At 75.4% G+C, this 15,360-nt stretch carries 4 protein-coding genes, 2 tRNA genes and 7 pseudogenes; 12 read left to right on the forward strand and 1 reads right to left on the reverse strand.

Translation table 11 applies throughout. The annotated features are described in order from the left end of the window. The first annotated feature begins 1 nt into the window (after position 1). The 12 genes and pseudogenes from IPO09_19700 to IPO09_19755 all read left to right on the forward strand — a co-directional run bounded on the left by IPO09_19700 (position 2) and on the right by IPO09_19755 (position 14,313). Positions 2–3,709, forward strand: a complete 3,708-nt coding sequence (locus IPO09_19700) for an efflux RND transporter permease subunit (GenBank protein ID MBK9519513.1) — start codon at positions 2–4, stop codon at positions 3,707–3,709. Positions 3,710–3,774: 65 nt separating this feature from the next. Beyond that, positions 3,775–3,847, forward strand: a tRNA-Glu gene (locus IPO09_19705). A gap of 64 nt (positions 3,848–3,911) precedes the next feature. Then, a tRNA-Glu gene (locus IPO09_19710) sits at positions 3,912–3,983 on the forward strand. A 289-nt stretch (positions 3,984–4,272) separates the two neighbouring features. Further along, positions 4,273–5,058: pseudogene (locus IPO09_19715) on the forward strand (immune inhibitor A). Positions 5,059–5,514: 456 nt separating this feature from the next. Next, positions 5,515–5,868 (forward strand): annotated as a pseudogene (locus IPO09_19720) (GPI anchored serine-threonine rich family protein). Between the two features lie 825 nt (positions 5,869–6,693). Beyond that, a pseudogene (locus IPO09_19725) lies at positions 6,694–7,272 on the forward strand (Ig-like domain repeat protein). A 135-nt stretch (positions 7,273–7,407) separates the two neighbouring features. Beyond that, positions 7,408–7,845: pseudogene (locus tag IPO09_19730) on the forward strand (Ig-like domain repeat protein). Positions 7,846–8,031: 186 nt separating this feature from the next. Then, positions 8,032–8,424 (forward strand): annotated as a pseudogene (locus IPO09_19735) (Ig-like domain repeat protein). Between the two features lie 174 nt (positions 8,425–8,598). Beyond that, a pseudogene (locus tag IPO09_19740) lies at positions 8,599–8,997 on the forward strand (Ig-like domain repeat protein). A 228-nt stretch (positions 8,998–9,225) separates the two neighbouring features. Continuing rightward, positions 9,226–9,555, forward strand: a pseudogene (locus tag IPO09_19745) (Ig-like domain repeat protein). Between the two features lie 40 nt (positions 9,556–9,595). Next, on the forward strand, positions 9,596–12,769 hold the full coding sequence (locus IPO09_19750; GenBank protein MBK9519514.1) for an Ig-like domain repeat protein: 3,174 nt from the start codon (positions 9,596–9,598) through the stop codon (positions 12,767–12,769). Continuing rightward, a complete protein-coding gene (locus IPO09_19755) occupies positions 12,766–14,313 on the forward strand; it encodes an OmpA family protein (GenBank protein MBK9519515.1) in 1,548 nt (515 codons plus the stop codon). Before IPO09_19750 ends, IPO09_19755 begins: the two co-directional genes overlap by 4 nt. 105 nt (positions 14,314–14,418) lie before the next feature. On the opposite strand, the gene metF is transcribed toward IPO09_19755, so the two are convergent. Next, positions 14,419–15,327, reverse strand: a complete 909-nt coding sequence (gene metF / locus IPO09_19760; GenBank protein ID MBK9519516.1) for a methylenetetrahydrofolate reductase [NAD(P)H] — start codon at positions 15,325–15,327, stop codon at positions 14,419–14,421. Positions 15,328–15,360: the final 33 nt, after the last annotated feature.

Below are 15,360 nucleotides of genomic sequence, written 5' to 3' on the forward strand. Positions count from 1 at the left end.
CATGGTCGAGAAGATCATCGAGTTCTGCGCCAGGAACCGCGTCCTGGTCCTGCTGGCGGTGGCCGCCGCCACCGCCCTCTCCGTCTTCGCCATCCAGCGCGTCAAGCTGGACGCCATCCCGGACCTCTCCGACCCGCAGGTCATCGTCTACACCGAGTGGATGGGCCGCAGCCCGACCCTCATCGAGGACCAGGTCACCTATCCCATCGTCTCGGCGCTGGTGTCGGCGCCGCACGTGGCGGACGTGCGCGGCTACTCGATGTTCGGGATGAGCTTCGTCTACGTCATCTTCGAGGAGGGCACCGACGTCTACTGGGCCCGCAGCCGGGTGCTGGAGTACCTCTCCACCCTGCAGGCGCGCCTGCCGGGCGGGGTCACCCCGGCGCTGGGGCCCGACGCCACCGGCATCGGCTGGGTCTTCCAGTACACCCTGGTGGACAAGAGCGGCCGACGCGGCCTCGACGAGCTGCGCACCTTCCAGGACTTCACCCTGCGCTACGCCCTGGGCAGCGTGCCGGGCGTGGCCGAGGTGGCCAGCGTGGGCGGCTACCAGAAGCAGTACCAGGTCACGGTGGACCCCAACACGCTGCGCGCCTACGGCCTGACCCTGGACGAGGTGGTCTCCAAGATCCGCGCCTCCAACTCCGAGGTGGGCGGGCGGGTGGTGGAGATGTCCGGGCGCGAGTACTACGTGCGCGGCCGCGGCTACGTGCAGGACATCGGCGACCTGGAGAAGGTGGCGCTGCGCTCCAGCGGCCCCAACGGCGTGCCGGTGCTGGTGGGCGACGTGGCCCAGGTGCGCTTCGGCCCGGACATCCGGCGCGGCCTGCTGGAGTGGAACGGCGAGGGCGAGGCGGTGGGCGGCATCGTGGTGATGCGCTACGGCGAGAACGCCCTCACCGTCATCGAGCGGGTCAAGGAGAAGCTGGCCGAGCTGCAGGCCGGCCTGCCGGAGGGCGTCACCGTGGAGGTGGCCTACGACCGCTCCGACCTCATCCACCGCTCCATCGGCACGCTGCAGGCGGCGCTGCTGGAGGAGGCCATCGTCGTCGCGCTGATCATCATCCTCTTCCTGCTCCACTTCCGCTCGGCGCTGCTGCCCATCCTCTCCCTGCCGGTGGCGGTGGCGGTCAGCTTCATCCCCATGTGGCTGCTCGACATCCCGGCCACCATCATGAGCCTGGGCGGCATCGCCATCGCCATCGGGGCCACGGTGGACGCCGAGATCGTCATGATCGAGGCCAGCCACAAGAAGCTGGAGCACGCCCCGCCCGGCGCCGACCGGCACAAGCTGCTGGCCGAGGCGGCCCGCGAGGTGACGCCGGCCATCTTCTTCTCGCTGCTCATCATCGCGGTGGCCTTCCTGCCGGTCTTCACCCTGACCGGGCAGGCCGGCCGGCTCTTCACGCCGCTGGCCTGGACCAAGACCTTCGTCATGCTCTCGGCGGCGGTGCTCTCCATCACCTTCGCCCCGGCGCTGCGCGACCTGCTCATCCGCGGCAGGATCCGCCCCGAGGCGCAGCACCCGGTCTCGCGGGCCATCATCCGGGTCTACAAGCCCTTCGTCTTCGTGGCGCTGCGCCGCCCCAAGTCCACCATCCTGATCGGCCTGCTGGCCCTGCTGTCGGCCGTCCCGCTGGCCCTGAAGCTGGGCTCCGAGTTCATGCCGCCCCTCAACGAGGGCGACCTGCTCTACATGCCGACCACCTTCCCGGGCATCTCCATCGAGGAGGCCAAGCGGCAGCTGCAGCTGCAGGACCGGGTGCTGCGCGGCGTGCCCGAGGTGCTGACGGTCTTCGGCAAGGTGGGCCGCGCCGAGACCGCCACCGACCCCGCGCCGCTCACCATGGTCGAGACCACGGTGCGGCTCCGTCCCAAGGAGGAGTGGCGCACCATCAGCCACCCGCGCTGGTGGTCGTCCTGGGTGCCCGGGTTCCTGGCCCCACCCTTCCGCCTCCTCTGGCCCGAGGAGAAGCGGATGACCTGGGAGCAGCTGGTCGCCGAGCTCAACTCGAAGATGCAGTTCCCCGGCTGGACCAACGCCTACACCATGCCCATCAAGGGGCGCGTCGACATGCTCTCCACCGGGGTGCGCACCCCGGTGGGCGTCAAGGTGCTGGGCACCAGCCTGGGCGAGATCGAGACGATCGGCGTGGCCCTGGAGGGGCTGCTGCGCCCGCTGCGCGGCACCCGCAGCGCCTACTACGAGCGGAACACCGGCGGCCTGTACCTCGACATCATCCCCGACCGCGACGCCATCGCCCGCTACGGGCTGACGGTGGGCGACCTCAACCGCATCATCGAGGCGGCCATCGGCGGCACCCCCATCAGCGTGGCGGTGGACGGGCGCAACCGCTTCACCGTCAACGTGCGCTACCCCCAGGACCTCCGCAGCGACCTCGACCGGCTGCGCCGGGTGCTGGTGCCGGTGGGCGCCAAGGCCGGCGGCGGGGGCGGCGGCGGCATGGGCGGCACCACCGGCTCGCTGGAGGGGGCGCGCCTGCCCGAGCTGCGGCTGGCGCAGATGGGCGGCGGCGGCACGGCCACCCAGTCGCTCCAGCCGGGCCAGTCCGGCACCGCCACCGACGCCCCGGCCCTGGGCTGGTTCGAGAGCACCCGCGGCGGTCCCGGCCTGCCCTCGCTCTCCGGGCCCGGCCAGGAGGCCAAGGCGGCCGGCGGCAGCTTCGTGCCGCTGGGCCAGCTGGCCGAGCTCCGCATCGTCGGCGGCCCGCCCATGATCCGCGACGACGGGGGCCTGCTGGTGGGCTACGTCTACGTCGACATCGACACCGGCAGCCGCGACGTGGGCGGCTACGTGGAGGAGGCCAAGGAGGTGGTGCGGCGGGCCCAGGCCGACGGCCGCATCACCATGCCCACCGGCTACTTCCTCAAGTGGACCGGCCAGTACGAGCTGATGGAGAAGATGGCCGAGCGCATGCGGCTGGTCATCCCGCTCACGCTGCTCCTGATCATGCTGCTGCTCTGGCTGCACTTCCGGAACTTCACCGAGGTGCTGATCGTCCTGCTCTCCATCCCCTTCGCCCTGGTGGGCTCGGTCTGGCTGCTCTGGGCGCTCGACTACCACCTCTCCACCGCGGTCTGGGTGGGCCTCATCGCCTTGACCGGCCTGGCGGCGCAGACCGGCATCGTCATGATCGTCTACATCGACAACGCCTACGAGCGGCGGCGCGCCGCCGGCAAGATCCGCGACCTGTCGGACATCATCTGGGCCCACATGGAGGGGACGGTGATGCGGGTCCGGCCCAAGCTCATGACCGTGGCCACCATGCTGGCGGGCCTCATCCCGCTGCTCTGGGCCACCGGCTCCGGCGCCGACGTCATGAAGCGGATCGCCGCGCCCATGGTGGGCGGGCTCCTGACCAGCGCCTTCCTCACCCTGGAGATCATCCCGGTCATCTACACCTACTGGCGCCAGGAGCAGGTGCTGTGGGACCGCCTGGCCGGGCTGGACGCGGCCTTGCTGGCCCGGCTGGAGCGCTGGGCCCTGGTGCAGAAGTCCGGCTGGATCGGCCTCACCGCCGCGGGGGTGGCCGCCTTCTACGTGCCGGCGCCGGCCTGGGTCTTCTGGCTGGCCGCCGCGGCGGCGCTGCTGGCGGCGGTCCTCGGCTCGCTGCGCTACCTGGGGCTCAGGCCCGCCGCCAAGCACCTGGTCTGGCCGGAGGCGGACCAGCCGGGGCAGGCGGCCTGACGGTGCGGGTGGCGCCCGCGCCAGTCCTCTTTACAGGCCGCCGGCCAACGGGTACACCACCCCCCGACCCCATCGTCTAGAGGCCCAGGACGCCGCCTTCTCAAGGCGGAAACCGGGGTTCGAATCCCTGTGGGGTCAAGGTATTGCACGGCGCCGCGCGGCCTTTGACACCCCGCGCGGCGCCGACTAGCTTCCGCAGCGCGGCCCCATCGTCTATCGGTCAGGACACGAGCCTTTCAAGCTCGCGAGGCGGGTTCGATTCCCGCTGGGGTCACTCCTCCCGCCGCCCGCCTGGACGCCGCCGACCCGGCGCGGGGGCCCTGGGTCCCGCCCGCTTGATCCAGGCGCCCGGATTCCGCCCGCGACCCCGGGCGGCCACAGGGGTCCTCGTCGCGCCCACCCTCCACCCTGGGTGACACGGCACCCGGTCCGCGCGGCCTGCCGCAGCCGAGAAAAGACGTTCACCGTCGCACACTTCCCCCGCTCCTCGCCGCCGCCCGGCGGCCGGGCGAGGTGGCGTACCCGTTGCTCTAGACCCCGGGGAGCCACCACCCGAGGGGATCATGCGACCCACCACCACCCGCCTCTTCGCTGTCGCCGCCGCCGTCGCGCTCGCCGCCTGCGGCCAGCCCCCGCAGGCGGACCAGCTCCCCTCCGGCCGGAGCGGCAAGCTCCCGGCCGCGGCCGTGAGCAGCGCCCTCTTCACCCCCGGCTTCTCGGCCGACTGGGAGTCCGGCCTGGGGGCCTGGACCGCCGAGACCACCTCCGGCACCTGCGCCTGGCACGTGGTGACCAACCCGCACCTCCTCTCCGTCACCTCGGTCCTCAACCCCGTGGCGGTGACCCTGCCCGACGGCGGGGCCCACCTGCCGGCGCGCGGCGGCACCAACGTGGCCTGGTTCGGCGAGGACTCGACCGGCACCTACGTCGGGACGCCCTTCTCCGCCAGCTCCAACAACGGCGGCGGCTCGGACGCCCCCCAGACCGGCACGCTCACCTCGCCGCCCTTCGCGCTGGCCGCCGGCGCGGCCGCGGCCATCGAGTTCGACGCCTGGTGGGAGATCGAGGGGGTGGCCGGGCAGGACTACGACCTGATGTCGGTGCAGGTCTCCACCGACGGGGTGGCCTTCGACCAGGTCGGCCTGCTCAACCCGACCTTCTCGACCAACGCGCCGTCGCAGACCGGCTACACCGCCGGCGGCTCCTCGGCCCCGCCGGAGTGGCGCCACTACGCCTTCGACGTGTCCGGCTACACCGGCCAGACCATCTGGGTCCGCTTCTCCTTCGACACCGGCGACACCGCCTACAACGGCTTCCGCGGCTGGACCATCGACAACCTCGAGGTCGGCGCCGGCGCCGCCTTCCCGGCCCCGGTGGTCACCGCCGTGGCCCCGGCCATCGGCACCGCCGACGACCTGGTCACGGTGGAGGGGTCCGGCTTCGTGCAGGGCGCCACCCTCTGGCTGGGCGGCACCCAGATCGACGAGTTCCGCATCGTCCAGTTCGGCACCGACGAGGTGGTCTTCGTGGTGCCCTTCGGCCTGGTCGGCGGCACCACCTACGACGTCCAGGTGATCAACCCAGACCTGCAGGCCGGCTCGCTGGCGGGGGCCTTCACCTACTCCGACGCGGCCTCTCCCGCGGTCTTCTCGGTCTCACCCGCCACCGGCACGGTGGGCGTGGCCCAGCCCGTCACCATCGCCGGCGCCAACTTCGTGGTCGGCGCCACCGTCGCGGTGGGCCCCTACGCGGCCACCGACGTGGTGGTGGTCTCGGACGGCAGCCTGACGGCCACCTTCCCGCCCATGCCGGCCGGCAACTACAACGTGACGGTCACCACCCCCGCCGGCCAGTCGGGCACCGCCTTCACCGCCTACTCCATCGATCCGGTGGTGGACACCTCCACCGTCACCCTCACCGCCCCCAACGGCGGCGAGGTCTGGGCCACCGGCTCGTCGCACGCCATCACCTGGACCCAGGTCGGCGTCACCACCGTCGCCCTGGACCTCTACAAGGGAGGCTCCTTCGACCGCACCATCGCCACCGACGTGGCCGCCGGTCCGGGCACCACCAGCTGGGCCATCCCGGCCGGGCTGGAGGCCGGCGCCGACTACTCGATCCGCATCACCAACCAGCTGGGCGCCGCCAGCGACTACAGCGACGCCCCCTTCAGCCTCACCTCGGCCCCGTCCCTCGGCATCGCCGTCAGCCCCGGCGCCGCCGCGGCCACCGTCCCGGGCGCCCCGGTGACGCTCGACCCGACCTTGACGGTCTCCAGCCCGAGCGATCTCGACGGCGCCACCGTCTCCATCTCCTCGGGCTTCGAGCCCGGCCAGGACGTGCTCGCCTTCGCCGACCTGGGCGGCATCACCGGCAGCTACGACCCCGCCACCGGCTTCCTCACCCTGTCCGGCACCGCCTCCGCGGCGGCCTACCAGGCGGCGCTGCGCACGGTGACCTACGCGAACACCGCCGCTGGCGGCGCCAGCACCGCCGCCCGCCAGGTCACCTTCGCCCTCGGCTCGGGCCTCACCTACGCGGGCAACGGCCACTTCTACGAGTTCGTGGCCTCCCCGGCCGTCACCTGGGCCGACGCCGCCGCCGCGGCCTCGGGGCGCAGCTACTTCGGCCTGACCGGCTACCTGGCCACCGTGACCAGCGCCGGCGAGAACGACTTCATCGCCGGCAAGCTGGGCGGCGACGGGTGGGTGGGCGCCTCCACCCCCATCTTCTCCGTGCCGCGCACCTGGTCATGGGTCACGGGCCCCGAGGCGGGCACCGCCTTCTTCGTCCAGACCACCCAGGAGCCCGAGTCCGGCGGCGGCGTGCCGGTGGGCGCCAGCTACGCCAACTGGGCGGGCGGCGAGCCGAACAACTGGTCGGGCATCGAGAACTACGCCCACCTCTACGCCGGCACCGGCCAGTGGAACGACTTCGCCGGCGACAACGGCGACATCGCCGGGTACGCGGTGGAGTACGGCGGCATGCCCGGCGACCCCACCCTCATCCTCTCCGGCACCCGCGACCTCTCGGTCACGCTGGGCGCCTTCGACCTGGCCTTCCAGACCGACGGCACGCCCGGCGCCAGCCTGGCGGGCGACCTCGCCCAGTCGGTCCCGGCCGGCGGCAGCGCCACCCCGGTCGGCGCCAGCGCGCCCGCCACCCACCGGTTCGTCGAGTGGACCGGCACCGGCGGGTTCGTCACCACCTCGGCCAACCCCCTCACGGTGGCCGACGTGGCCCAGAGCCAGGTCATCACCGCCCACTTCGCCCTCCTGACCGCCACGACCGTGGCCGGCAGCGCCTCGCCCGATCCCTCCACCCTCGGGCAGGACGTCACCTTCAGCGCCGTGCTCTCCGAGCCGCTGGCCACCGGCACCGTCCAGTTCTCCCTGGACGGCGTGGACCTCGGCGCTCCCATCCCGGTGGTGGCGGGCGTCGCCAGCACCGACCCCGGCCCCATCGCCACCGTCGGGCTGCACGAGGTCACCGCCACCTACTCGGGCGACTCGCTGTACGCCGGCTCTTCCACCACCTTCGGCGCGACGGTGGTCCGCGCCCCCACCACCCTCGCGGTGGCCGCCTCGCCCAGCCCGGCCACCTTCGGCCAGCCCGTCACCGTCGAGGCCACGCTCTCCAGCACGCTGGCCGGCGGCACCGTCCAGTTCTCGGTGGACGGCGTGGACGTCGGCGCGCCCATCCCGGTGGTGGCCGGCGCCGCCACCGCGCCGCCCATCTCCGGCCTCTCCGCCGGGCCCCATGACGTCGGCGCCGCCTACTCCGGCGACGCGCAGTACGCCCCCTCCGCCGACCTCCTCGGCCTGGTGGTGACCCCGGGCGCCACCGCCGTGGACCTGGTGGCCTCGCCCAACCCCTCCGTCCTGGGCCAGGCGGCGGTGCTGACCGCCGCGGTCACCGCGGTGGCCCCCGCCGCCGGCCTGCCCGCCGGCCTGGTCACCTTCCGCGCCGGCGCCACCGTCCTGGGCGTGGCGCCGATGGCCGGCGGCCTCGCCTCGCTGTCCGTCTCGACGCTCCCGGTCGGTTTGCACCCGCTCACCGCCACCTACGAGGGCGACGCCTCCTTCGCGCCCTCGGCGTCGGCCGCGCTCGACCAGCGGGTGAACCCGGCCGCCACCGCCGTGGCCCTGCTGGCGCCGCCGGCCGCCTCGGTCTACGGCCAGCCGGTCACCTGGACCGCCACGGTGGTCCCGGTGGCCCCGGGCCAGGGCGCCGTGGACGGCGCCGTCACCTTCCTCGACGGCGCCGTCGAGCTGGCCAGCGTGCCGGTCGTCGGCGGCCTGGCCAGCTTCACCAGCGGCGCCCTGGCGGCGGGTGACCACCTGGTCACGGCCCGCTTCGACGGGACGCCGAGCTTCCTCGGCGCGCAGGACCAGGCCCCCCTGGCCGTGGGGCGGGCCACCACCAACGCGGCGGCGTCCGTGGCCCCGCTGGCCTCGGCCTTCGGGCAGCCCGTCACCCTCTCGGTGCAGGTGGTCCAGCTGGCCCCGAGCGATCTCGTGCCCACCGGCGACGTCACCATCCTGGACGGCGCCACCGTGCTGGGCAGCGCCACCCTGGACGCCGCCGGCCTGGCCACCTTCACCACCGCGGCCCTGGCGGTGGGCGATCACGAGCTGGTGGCCGCCTACCCGGGCGCCCCCGGCTTCGAGCCGGCCACCGCGCTCGGCGCGACCCTCTCCGTGAGCCGGGCCAGCAGCGCCACCACCCTGGACTCCAGCGCCAACCCCGCCACCTACGGCGACGCGGTCCTCCTGACCGCCACGGTGGCGGCGGTCGCGCCCGGCGCGGCCGCGCCGACCGGCACCGTCACCTTCCGCGAAGGCGCCACCGTCCTCGGCGCCGTCGCGCTCGAGGCCGGACAGGCCGCCCTGGCCCTGCCCACCCTGCCCGCCGGCCACCACCTCCTGGTCGCCGAGTACGCCGGCGACGGGCACCTGGCCGGCTCGGCCTCCCCGCCGCTGGACCAGGTGGTCGACCGGGCCGCTCCGGCCCTCGCCCTGGCCGCCTCGGTCAACCCCAGCGTCCTCGGCCAGCCGGTCACCTGGACGGTCACCGTGAGCTCGCCGGTCGGGCTGCCCGGCGGCGCGGTCACCTTCTCCGCCGACGGCGTGGACGCCGCCACCGTGCCCCTCGACGCGGCCGGCGTGGCCACCTTCACCTCCGCCGGCCTCCCGGTGGGCGCGCACGCGCTGGCCGGCGCCTACTCCGGCGACGCCAACTTCCTGGCCGCCACCGCCCCCTACGCCATGGTGGTCGACCCGGCCGCCACCGAGGTGGCGCTGGCCTCGTCGTCCAGCCCCGCGGTCTTCGGCGCACCGGTGACCTTCACCGCCACCGTCAGCGCCCTGGCGCCCGGCGCCGGCGTCCCGCAGGGCGCGGTGGTCTTCAGCGACGGCGCCACGGTGCTCGGCACCGGCCTGCTCGGCGCCACGGCCGTGGCCACCTTCACCACCGCCGCCCTCGAGGCCGGCCCCCACGACGTCACCGCCCGCTACCTGGGCGACCCGAGCTTCCTGGAGGCCACCTCGACCCCGCTGCCGCAGGTCGTGGCCCCGGCGCCGGTCACGCTGCTGGTCGGCAGCACCCCGCGGCCCAGCGTCTTCGGCGAGCTGGTCACCATCTCGGTGGCCGCCAGCGCGGACGCTCCCAGCGCCGCCGTACCGGCCGGCGACGTCACCTTCTTCGACGGCCCCCGGGAGCTGCTCACGCTGACCCTCGACGCCGCCGGCCGCGCCGAGTTCCCGTCCGACACCCTGGTGGTGGGCGAGCACCCGCTGACCGCCACCCTGGCCGGCTCGGCCCGCTTCGCCGCCGCCGCCGCCCGCGCCGACCGTACACGTGGTCCACCGGGCCCAGGGCACGGTGGTGCTGTCGGCCGCCCCGTCGCCCTCCTTCTACGGCCAGCCGGTCACCTTCACGGCGGCCGTCTCGGCCCTCCCGCCCGGCGTCGGCCTGCCCGGCGGCCTGGTCACCTTCCGCGACGGGGCCACCGTGCTCGGCGCCTCCACCCTCGACGCCTCCGGCCTGGCCACCTTCACCTCCGCTGGCGCGGCGCCGGGCGCCTTGCTGGCCGGCGACCATCAGATCACCGCCGCCTACGAGGGCGACGCCAGCTTCGAGCCGCGCACCGCCACGCCCTTCACCCATGTGGTGACGGCGGCCGCCGCCGAGCTGGTGGCCAGCGTCTCCCCGGCTCTGGCCTCCTCCGGCCAGGCCGTCACCATCCGGGCCACGGTCAGCTCGCCGGCCGGGACCCCCGGCGGCCAGGTGGACTTCCTGGAGAACGGCGTCACGCTGCTCGGCTCCGCCGCGCTCGACGCCGCCGGCCAGGCCAGCCTCTCCATCGCCACGCTGGCGGTCGGCGTCCACCCCATCAGCGTCCGCTACGCCGGCGCCGCCGACTACCAGCCGGTCGCCACCCAGGTGACCGCGGTGGTGGAGCCGGCGGCCACCACCACCACCCTGGTGGTCGCCCCGGCCGCTCCGGTGGTGGGCCAGCCCGTCACCCTGACCGCCACCCTCCAGGTGGTGGCGCCGGGCGCAGGCTCGCCCGGCGGCGCGGTGACCTTCCTCGACGGGACCACCGTGCTCGGCACCGCCCCGGTGGACGGCGCGGGCGTGGCCACCCTCGCCACCACCGCCCTGGGGAGGGGGGCGCACCTGCTGGGCGCCAGCTACCCGGGCGACGACCGCTTCGGGCCGTCCGTCGCCTCCACCGTCGACCTCACCACCGGCCGGGCCGCGGTCGAGGTGGCGGTGGAGTTCTCGCCGTCGCCGACCGTCATCGGCCAGGCCGTCACGGTCTCGGTGGTGGTCACCGCCGCGGCGCCCGGCGCCGGCACGCCCACCGGCACGGTGGACCTGCGCGACGGCAACGTCCTGGTGACCTCGATGACCCTGGCCGCCGGGCGCGGCACCGCCACCACCACCACGCTGGCGGCCGGCGCCAAGATGCTCACCGCCGCCTACGCGGGGGACGCCGACTACCTGCCGGGCAGCGCCAGCGCGGCCCACACCGTGGCCCGGGCGTCCACCGCCACGGCGCTCCGGTCCTCGGCCGGCCCGGCCCGCTTCGGCCAGCCCGTCACCTTCACCGCCACCGTCGCGGCGGTGGCGCCGGGGGCCGGGCATCCGGCCGGGAGGGTCACCTTCCGCGACGGCGGCGACACCCTGGGCACCGCCGGGCTCGACTCGGTGGGCGTGGCCACCCTGACCCTCTCCAGCCTGGCGGTCGGCCTGCACACCATCACCGCCAGCTTCCCCGGTGACCCCAGCTTCGGCCCGAGCAGCGGCGCCTTCGACCAGGACGTGCTGCGCGCCGGCGCGACCGCCCAGGTGGCGGCCTCCCCGTCGCCCGCCATGGTCGGCCAGGCCGTCACCTTCACGGTGGCGCTGTCCGCGGTGGCCCCCAGCGCCGGCGTCCCCGGCGGCACCGTCACGGTCCGCGACGGCCCCACCGTGCTCGGCACGGCCGCGGTGGGCCCCTCCGGCGTGGCCACCTTCACCACCACCAGCCTGGGGGCCGGCGACCACCAGGTCACCGTCGAGTACGGCGGCGACCTGGGCTTCGGCCCGACCAGCGCCGAGGCCCGGATCTCCGTCGAGGCCGGCAGCACCGGGGTGACCATCGAGTCCGACCGCAACCCCTCGCGGCGCGGCCGCCCGGTGACCTTCACGGCCATGGTCACCTCGCCCCACCTCACCCCCACCGGGACCGTCGCCTTCATGGACGGGACCACCCTGCTCGGCACGGCAACGCTGGACGGGAACGGCATGGCCAGCTTCACCACCCGCGATCTCGTCAAGGGCACCCACCCGGTCTCGGCCGAGTTCGACGGCGGCCAGGCCTTCGCGGCCGCCGGGGTCGACCTCGACGGCGGCCAGGTGGTGGAGAACACGCCGCCGGTGGCCGGCGCCGGCACGGCGCTGTCGCTGGGCGCCGGACACGCCGCCGCGGCCACCGCCGCCGCCGCCGGGGCGCTCGACCAGCCCATCGGCACGGTGGAGCTCTGGGCGCGCACCCGGGCGACCCTCGACGCCCGCCAGGCCTCCCGCCTGGCCGCCAGCGCCGCGGCCCCCGGCGGCACCCTCCTGTCGCTCGGCGGCGACGGCGTGCGCTGGGCCCTCGGCCTGGACGCCGCCCGCACCGGCCTGGTGGTGACCCTGGCCGGCGCCACCACCACGGTCCCTGCCGCCTTCGCCGACGGCGGGTGGCACCACCTGGCGCTGGTGGCCTCCGAGGCCTCCGCGACCGTGCTGGTGGACGGCGTGGAGGCGGCGGTCCTGGACGGCCACTTCGACGCGACCGTCATGGGCGAGCGGCTGGAGATGGGCCAGGGGCTCGACGGCGAGCTCGACGAGGTCCGCCTCTGGGCGACGCCCCGGACCACGGCGCAGCTGGCCGCCGACGCCCGCCGTCCGCTCGGCGGCACCGAGCCCTGGCTCCTGGGCCTGTGGCGCATGGACGAGGGCACCGGCGGCGAGCTCTTCGACGCCGGCCCGCTCCACCTGGACGCCACCGTCGACCTCGGCGGCGTCGAGGACGCCACCGCCTTCGCTCCCTCCGCCGCCTGGCGCCACCGCGACGCCTGGCAGGAGCGCGACCTGGCCCCGGCCGTCGACGCCGGCTACGACGCCGACGGCGACGCCCTCACCCTGGCGCTCACCGCCCCGCCCAGCCACGGCGCCGCCACGCTGGACCACCCCTCGCTGCAGGTCGCCTACCGCGCCGGCACCGGCCACCTGGGCCTCGACCAGTTCAGCTACGGGCTGTCGGACGGCGCCGCCTCCAGCGAGTACCTCATCGAGGTGTCGGTGGCTCGCATCCTGAGCTGCCAGGCCGACGCGGACTGCGGCGGCGGCGACCTGTGCATCCTCTCGGCCTGCGTCGCCCCGGACGCCGTCGAGGCCAGGGCGGCCGGGTGTGGCTGCACCAGCGGCGGCGGTGAGGCGCTCGGCCTCTGGTCGCTGCTGGCGCTTTGCCTCGGCACGCTGCGCAGGGCCCGGCGCACCGCGCCGCAGGCCGGGAGGAAGTCATGATCGTCCGCCAGGCCATCGTCGCCACCCTGCTCGCGCTGGCGGCGGGGAGCGTCCCGGCCCAGACCCCCACCGTCCCGGCGCAGGGGTTCGCGCTCCAGACCTACGAGCCGGCCCCGGCCGGGGACGCCTTCTTCGCCATCCCCGGCACCGCCGGTCCCGGCCACCTGGCGCCGGCGGCGGCCCTGGTCCTCTCCTGGGCCCGGGACCCGCTGGTCCTCCGCCAGGACGGCCAGGTCATCCCCGGCGGCCTGGTGGTGCACCGGCAGGTCTGGGGCTTCGCCCAGGCCTCGCTGGGGCTGGGCGAGCGCGTGCTCGTGGACGTCGCGGCCCCGGTGGCCCTCTACCAGTCTGGCTCGGCGCCCTTCGCCGGGGTGGGCGAGGTCTCCGGGGTGGCCTTCGGCGACCTGAAGCTGGGCGCCCGGGTGGGCCTGGGGCAGGCCGGCCCGGTGGCGCTGGCCGCCGCCCTGGACCTGTGGCTGCCCACCGGCTCGCAGGCCGACTACCTGTCCGACGGGGGGCTGCGGGCGCAGCCCAAGCTCCTGGCCAGCGGCGCCTGGGGCCCGGTGGACTGCGGGGCCGAGCTCGGGTTCCTGTACCGTGAGGCCCAGGACGTGGGCATCACCTCGACCGGACCGGCGGTGACCTTCGGCGGCGCCGCCGCCTGGCGCCTGGGCGCCTTCCGGGTCGGCCCCGAGCTCTTCGGGCGCTACCAGTTCGACGGCACGGCCACCTCGCCGCTCGAGGCGCTGCTGGGCGGCCACTGGCGCCACGGCTCGCTCGACCTGGGGGTCGGCGTCGGCGCCGGCCTCAACCTCTCGCCGGGGGCGGCGCCGTTCCGCGCCCTGGCCCGGCTGGCCTGGCGCCCCGACGGCGCCGCCGCCCGGGACGCCGCCGCGGCCGCCGCGGCCGCGGCGCGGGCCGCCGAGCAGGCCGCCGCCGAGCGCGCCGCCGCGGCGCGCCAGGCCGCGGAGGAGGCCGAGCGGCTGGCCGCGAGCCAGGCGGCCGAGCGGGCCGAGGCCGCCAGGCTGGCGGCGGCGCAGGCGGCCCCTGCGCCGGCCGCCTCCGACCGGGACCGCGACGGCATCTTCGACGCGGCGGACGCCTGCCCGGACCAGGCCGGGGTCCCGAGCACCGAGGCGACCAGCCACGGCTGCCCGGCGCCGGCGCCCGCCCTGGTGCGGCTGACCAGCGAGCGCATCGAGATCCTGCAGGCGGTGGTCTTCGAGACCGGCCAGGACCTCATCCGCCCCGAGAGCCAGGGCCTGCTCCGCGAGGTGGCCGGCGTCCTGGCCGCCCACCCCGAGCTCACCACCGTGCGGGTGGAGGGCCACACCGACGCCGCGGGCCAGGCGGCCGCCAACACGGCCCTCTCCGCCAGGCGCGCCGTGGCCGTCAAGCGCTGGCTGGTGGAGCAGGGCGGCATCGACGCCGGCCGGCTCCAGGCCATGGGCTTCGGCTCGACCAGGCCCGTCGCCCCCAACGACACCAGGGCCGGCCGCGCCCAGAACCGGCGCGTCGAGTTCCGCATCGTCGAGGCCAGGTAGGTCCTCGTCCAGGCGGGCTGGGGCCGGGCGAGCCGGCCCGCCCTGTGTCCGTGCGAACCGGGGGGCCGCCCAGGTCGGGGCGGCAAAAGCCCGGCGGCGCGTCGCTCAGCCCAGGTCCCGCCAGGGCTCCGAGGCGCGCAGCGCCGCCACGATGGCGCGCGTCGAGGGGGAGCGGTTGAGCGTGTAGAAGTGGATGCCGGGCGCGCCGCGCCTGAGCAGGTCCTGGCACTGCAGGGAGGCGTAGGCCACCCCCAGCTCGCGGGCCGACTCGGGGTCGGCCCGGCGCACCTCCATGGCGGCCTGCAGCCGCTGCGGGATGGAGGCGCCGCACATGGCGGTGAACCGCTCCACCTGCTCCACGTTGGTGAACGGCATGATGCCCGGGATGATGGGCACCTGGATCCCGGCCGCCCGGGCCCGCTCCACGAAGCCCTGGTAGGCGGCGTTGGAGAAGAAGAGCTGGGTCACCAGGAAGTCGACGCCGGCGGCCACCTTGCGCTGCAGGTGGCGCAGGTCCACCGCCAGGTCGCGGTTCTCCGGATGGCCCTCCGGGTAGGCGGCGGCGCCCAGGCAGAAGTCCCAGCGGGCCGGCTGCGACCGGATCCAGGCCACCAGCTCGCCGGCGTGGCGGAAGCCGTCCGGGTGCGGCTGGAAGGTGGCCTGGCCGCGCGGCGGGTCCCCCCGCAGCGCCAGCACGTTGTGGACCCCGGCGGCGGCCAGCTCGTCGAGCACGCCGGCCAGCTCGTCGCGCGAGGCGCCGACGCAGGTCAGGTGGGCCATCGGCTCGATGCCGGACTCGCGCTTGAGCCGCTTGACCAGCTCCACGGTGGTGGCCCTGGTCGAGCCGCCGGCCCCGTAGGTGACCGAGACGTAGGCCGGCGCCAGCGGGCGCAGCGCCTCCACCGTCTCGACCAGCGCCTTGAACCCGTCGTCGGTCTTGGGCGGGAAGAACTCGAAGCTGAAGAGGGGCTCGCCCCGCTCGCGGGCGAAGCGCAACAGGTCGCTGATCTTCACGGCGCGGTTGTAGCGCGCCCCCGCCGGCGGGCG

It is taken from the genome of Anaeromyxobacter sp., assembly GCA_016718565.1.
Classification (GTDB): domain Bacteria; phylum Myxococcota; class Myxococcia; order Myxococcales; family Anaeromyxobacteraceae; genus JADKCZ01.

What these genes read in the sequence shown, in the direction of transcription:
- IPO09_19700 (MBK9519513.1), top strand. Translation starts at nt 2, where the DNA reads ATGGTCGAGAAGATCATCGAGTTCTGCGCCAGGAACCGCGTCCTGGTC.
- IPO09_19755 (MBK9519515.1), top strand. Translation starts at nt 12,766, where the DNA reads ATGATCGTCCGCCAGGCCATCGTCGCCACCCTGCTCGCGCTGGCGGCG.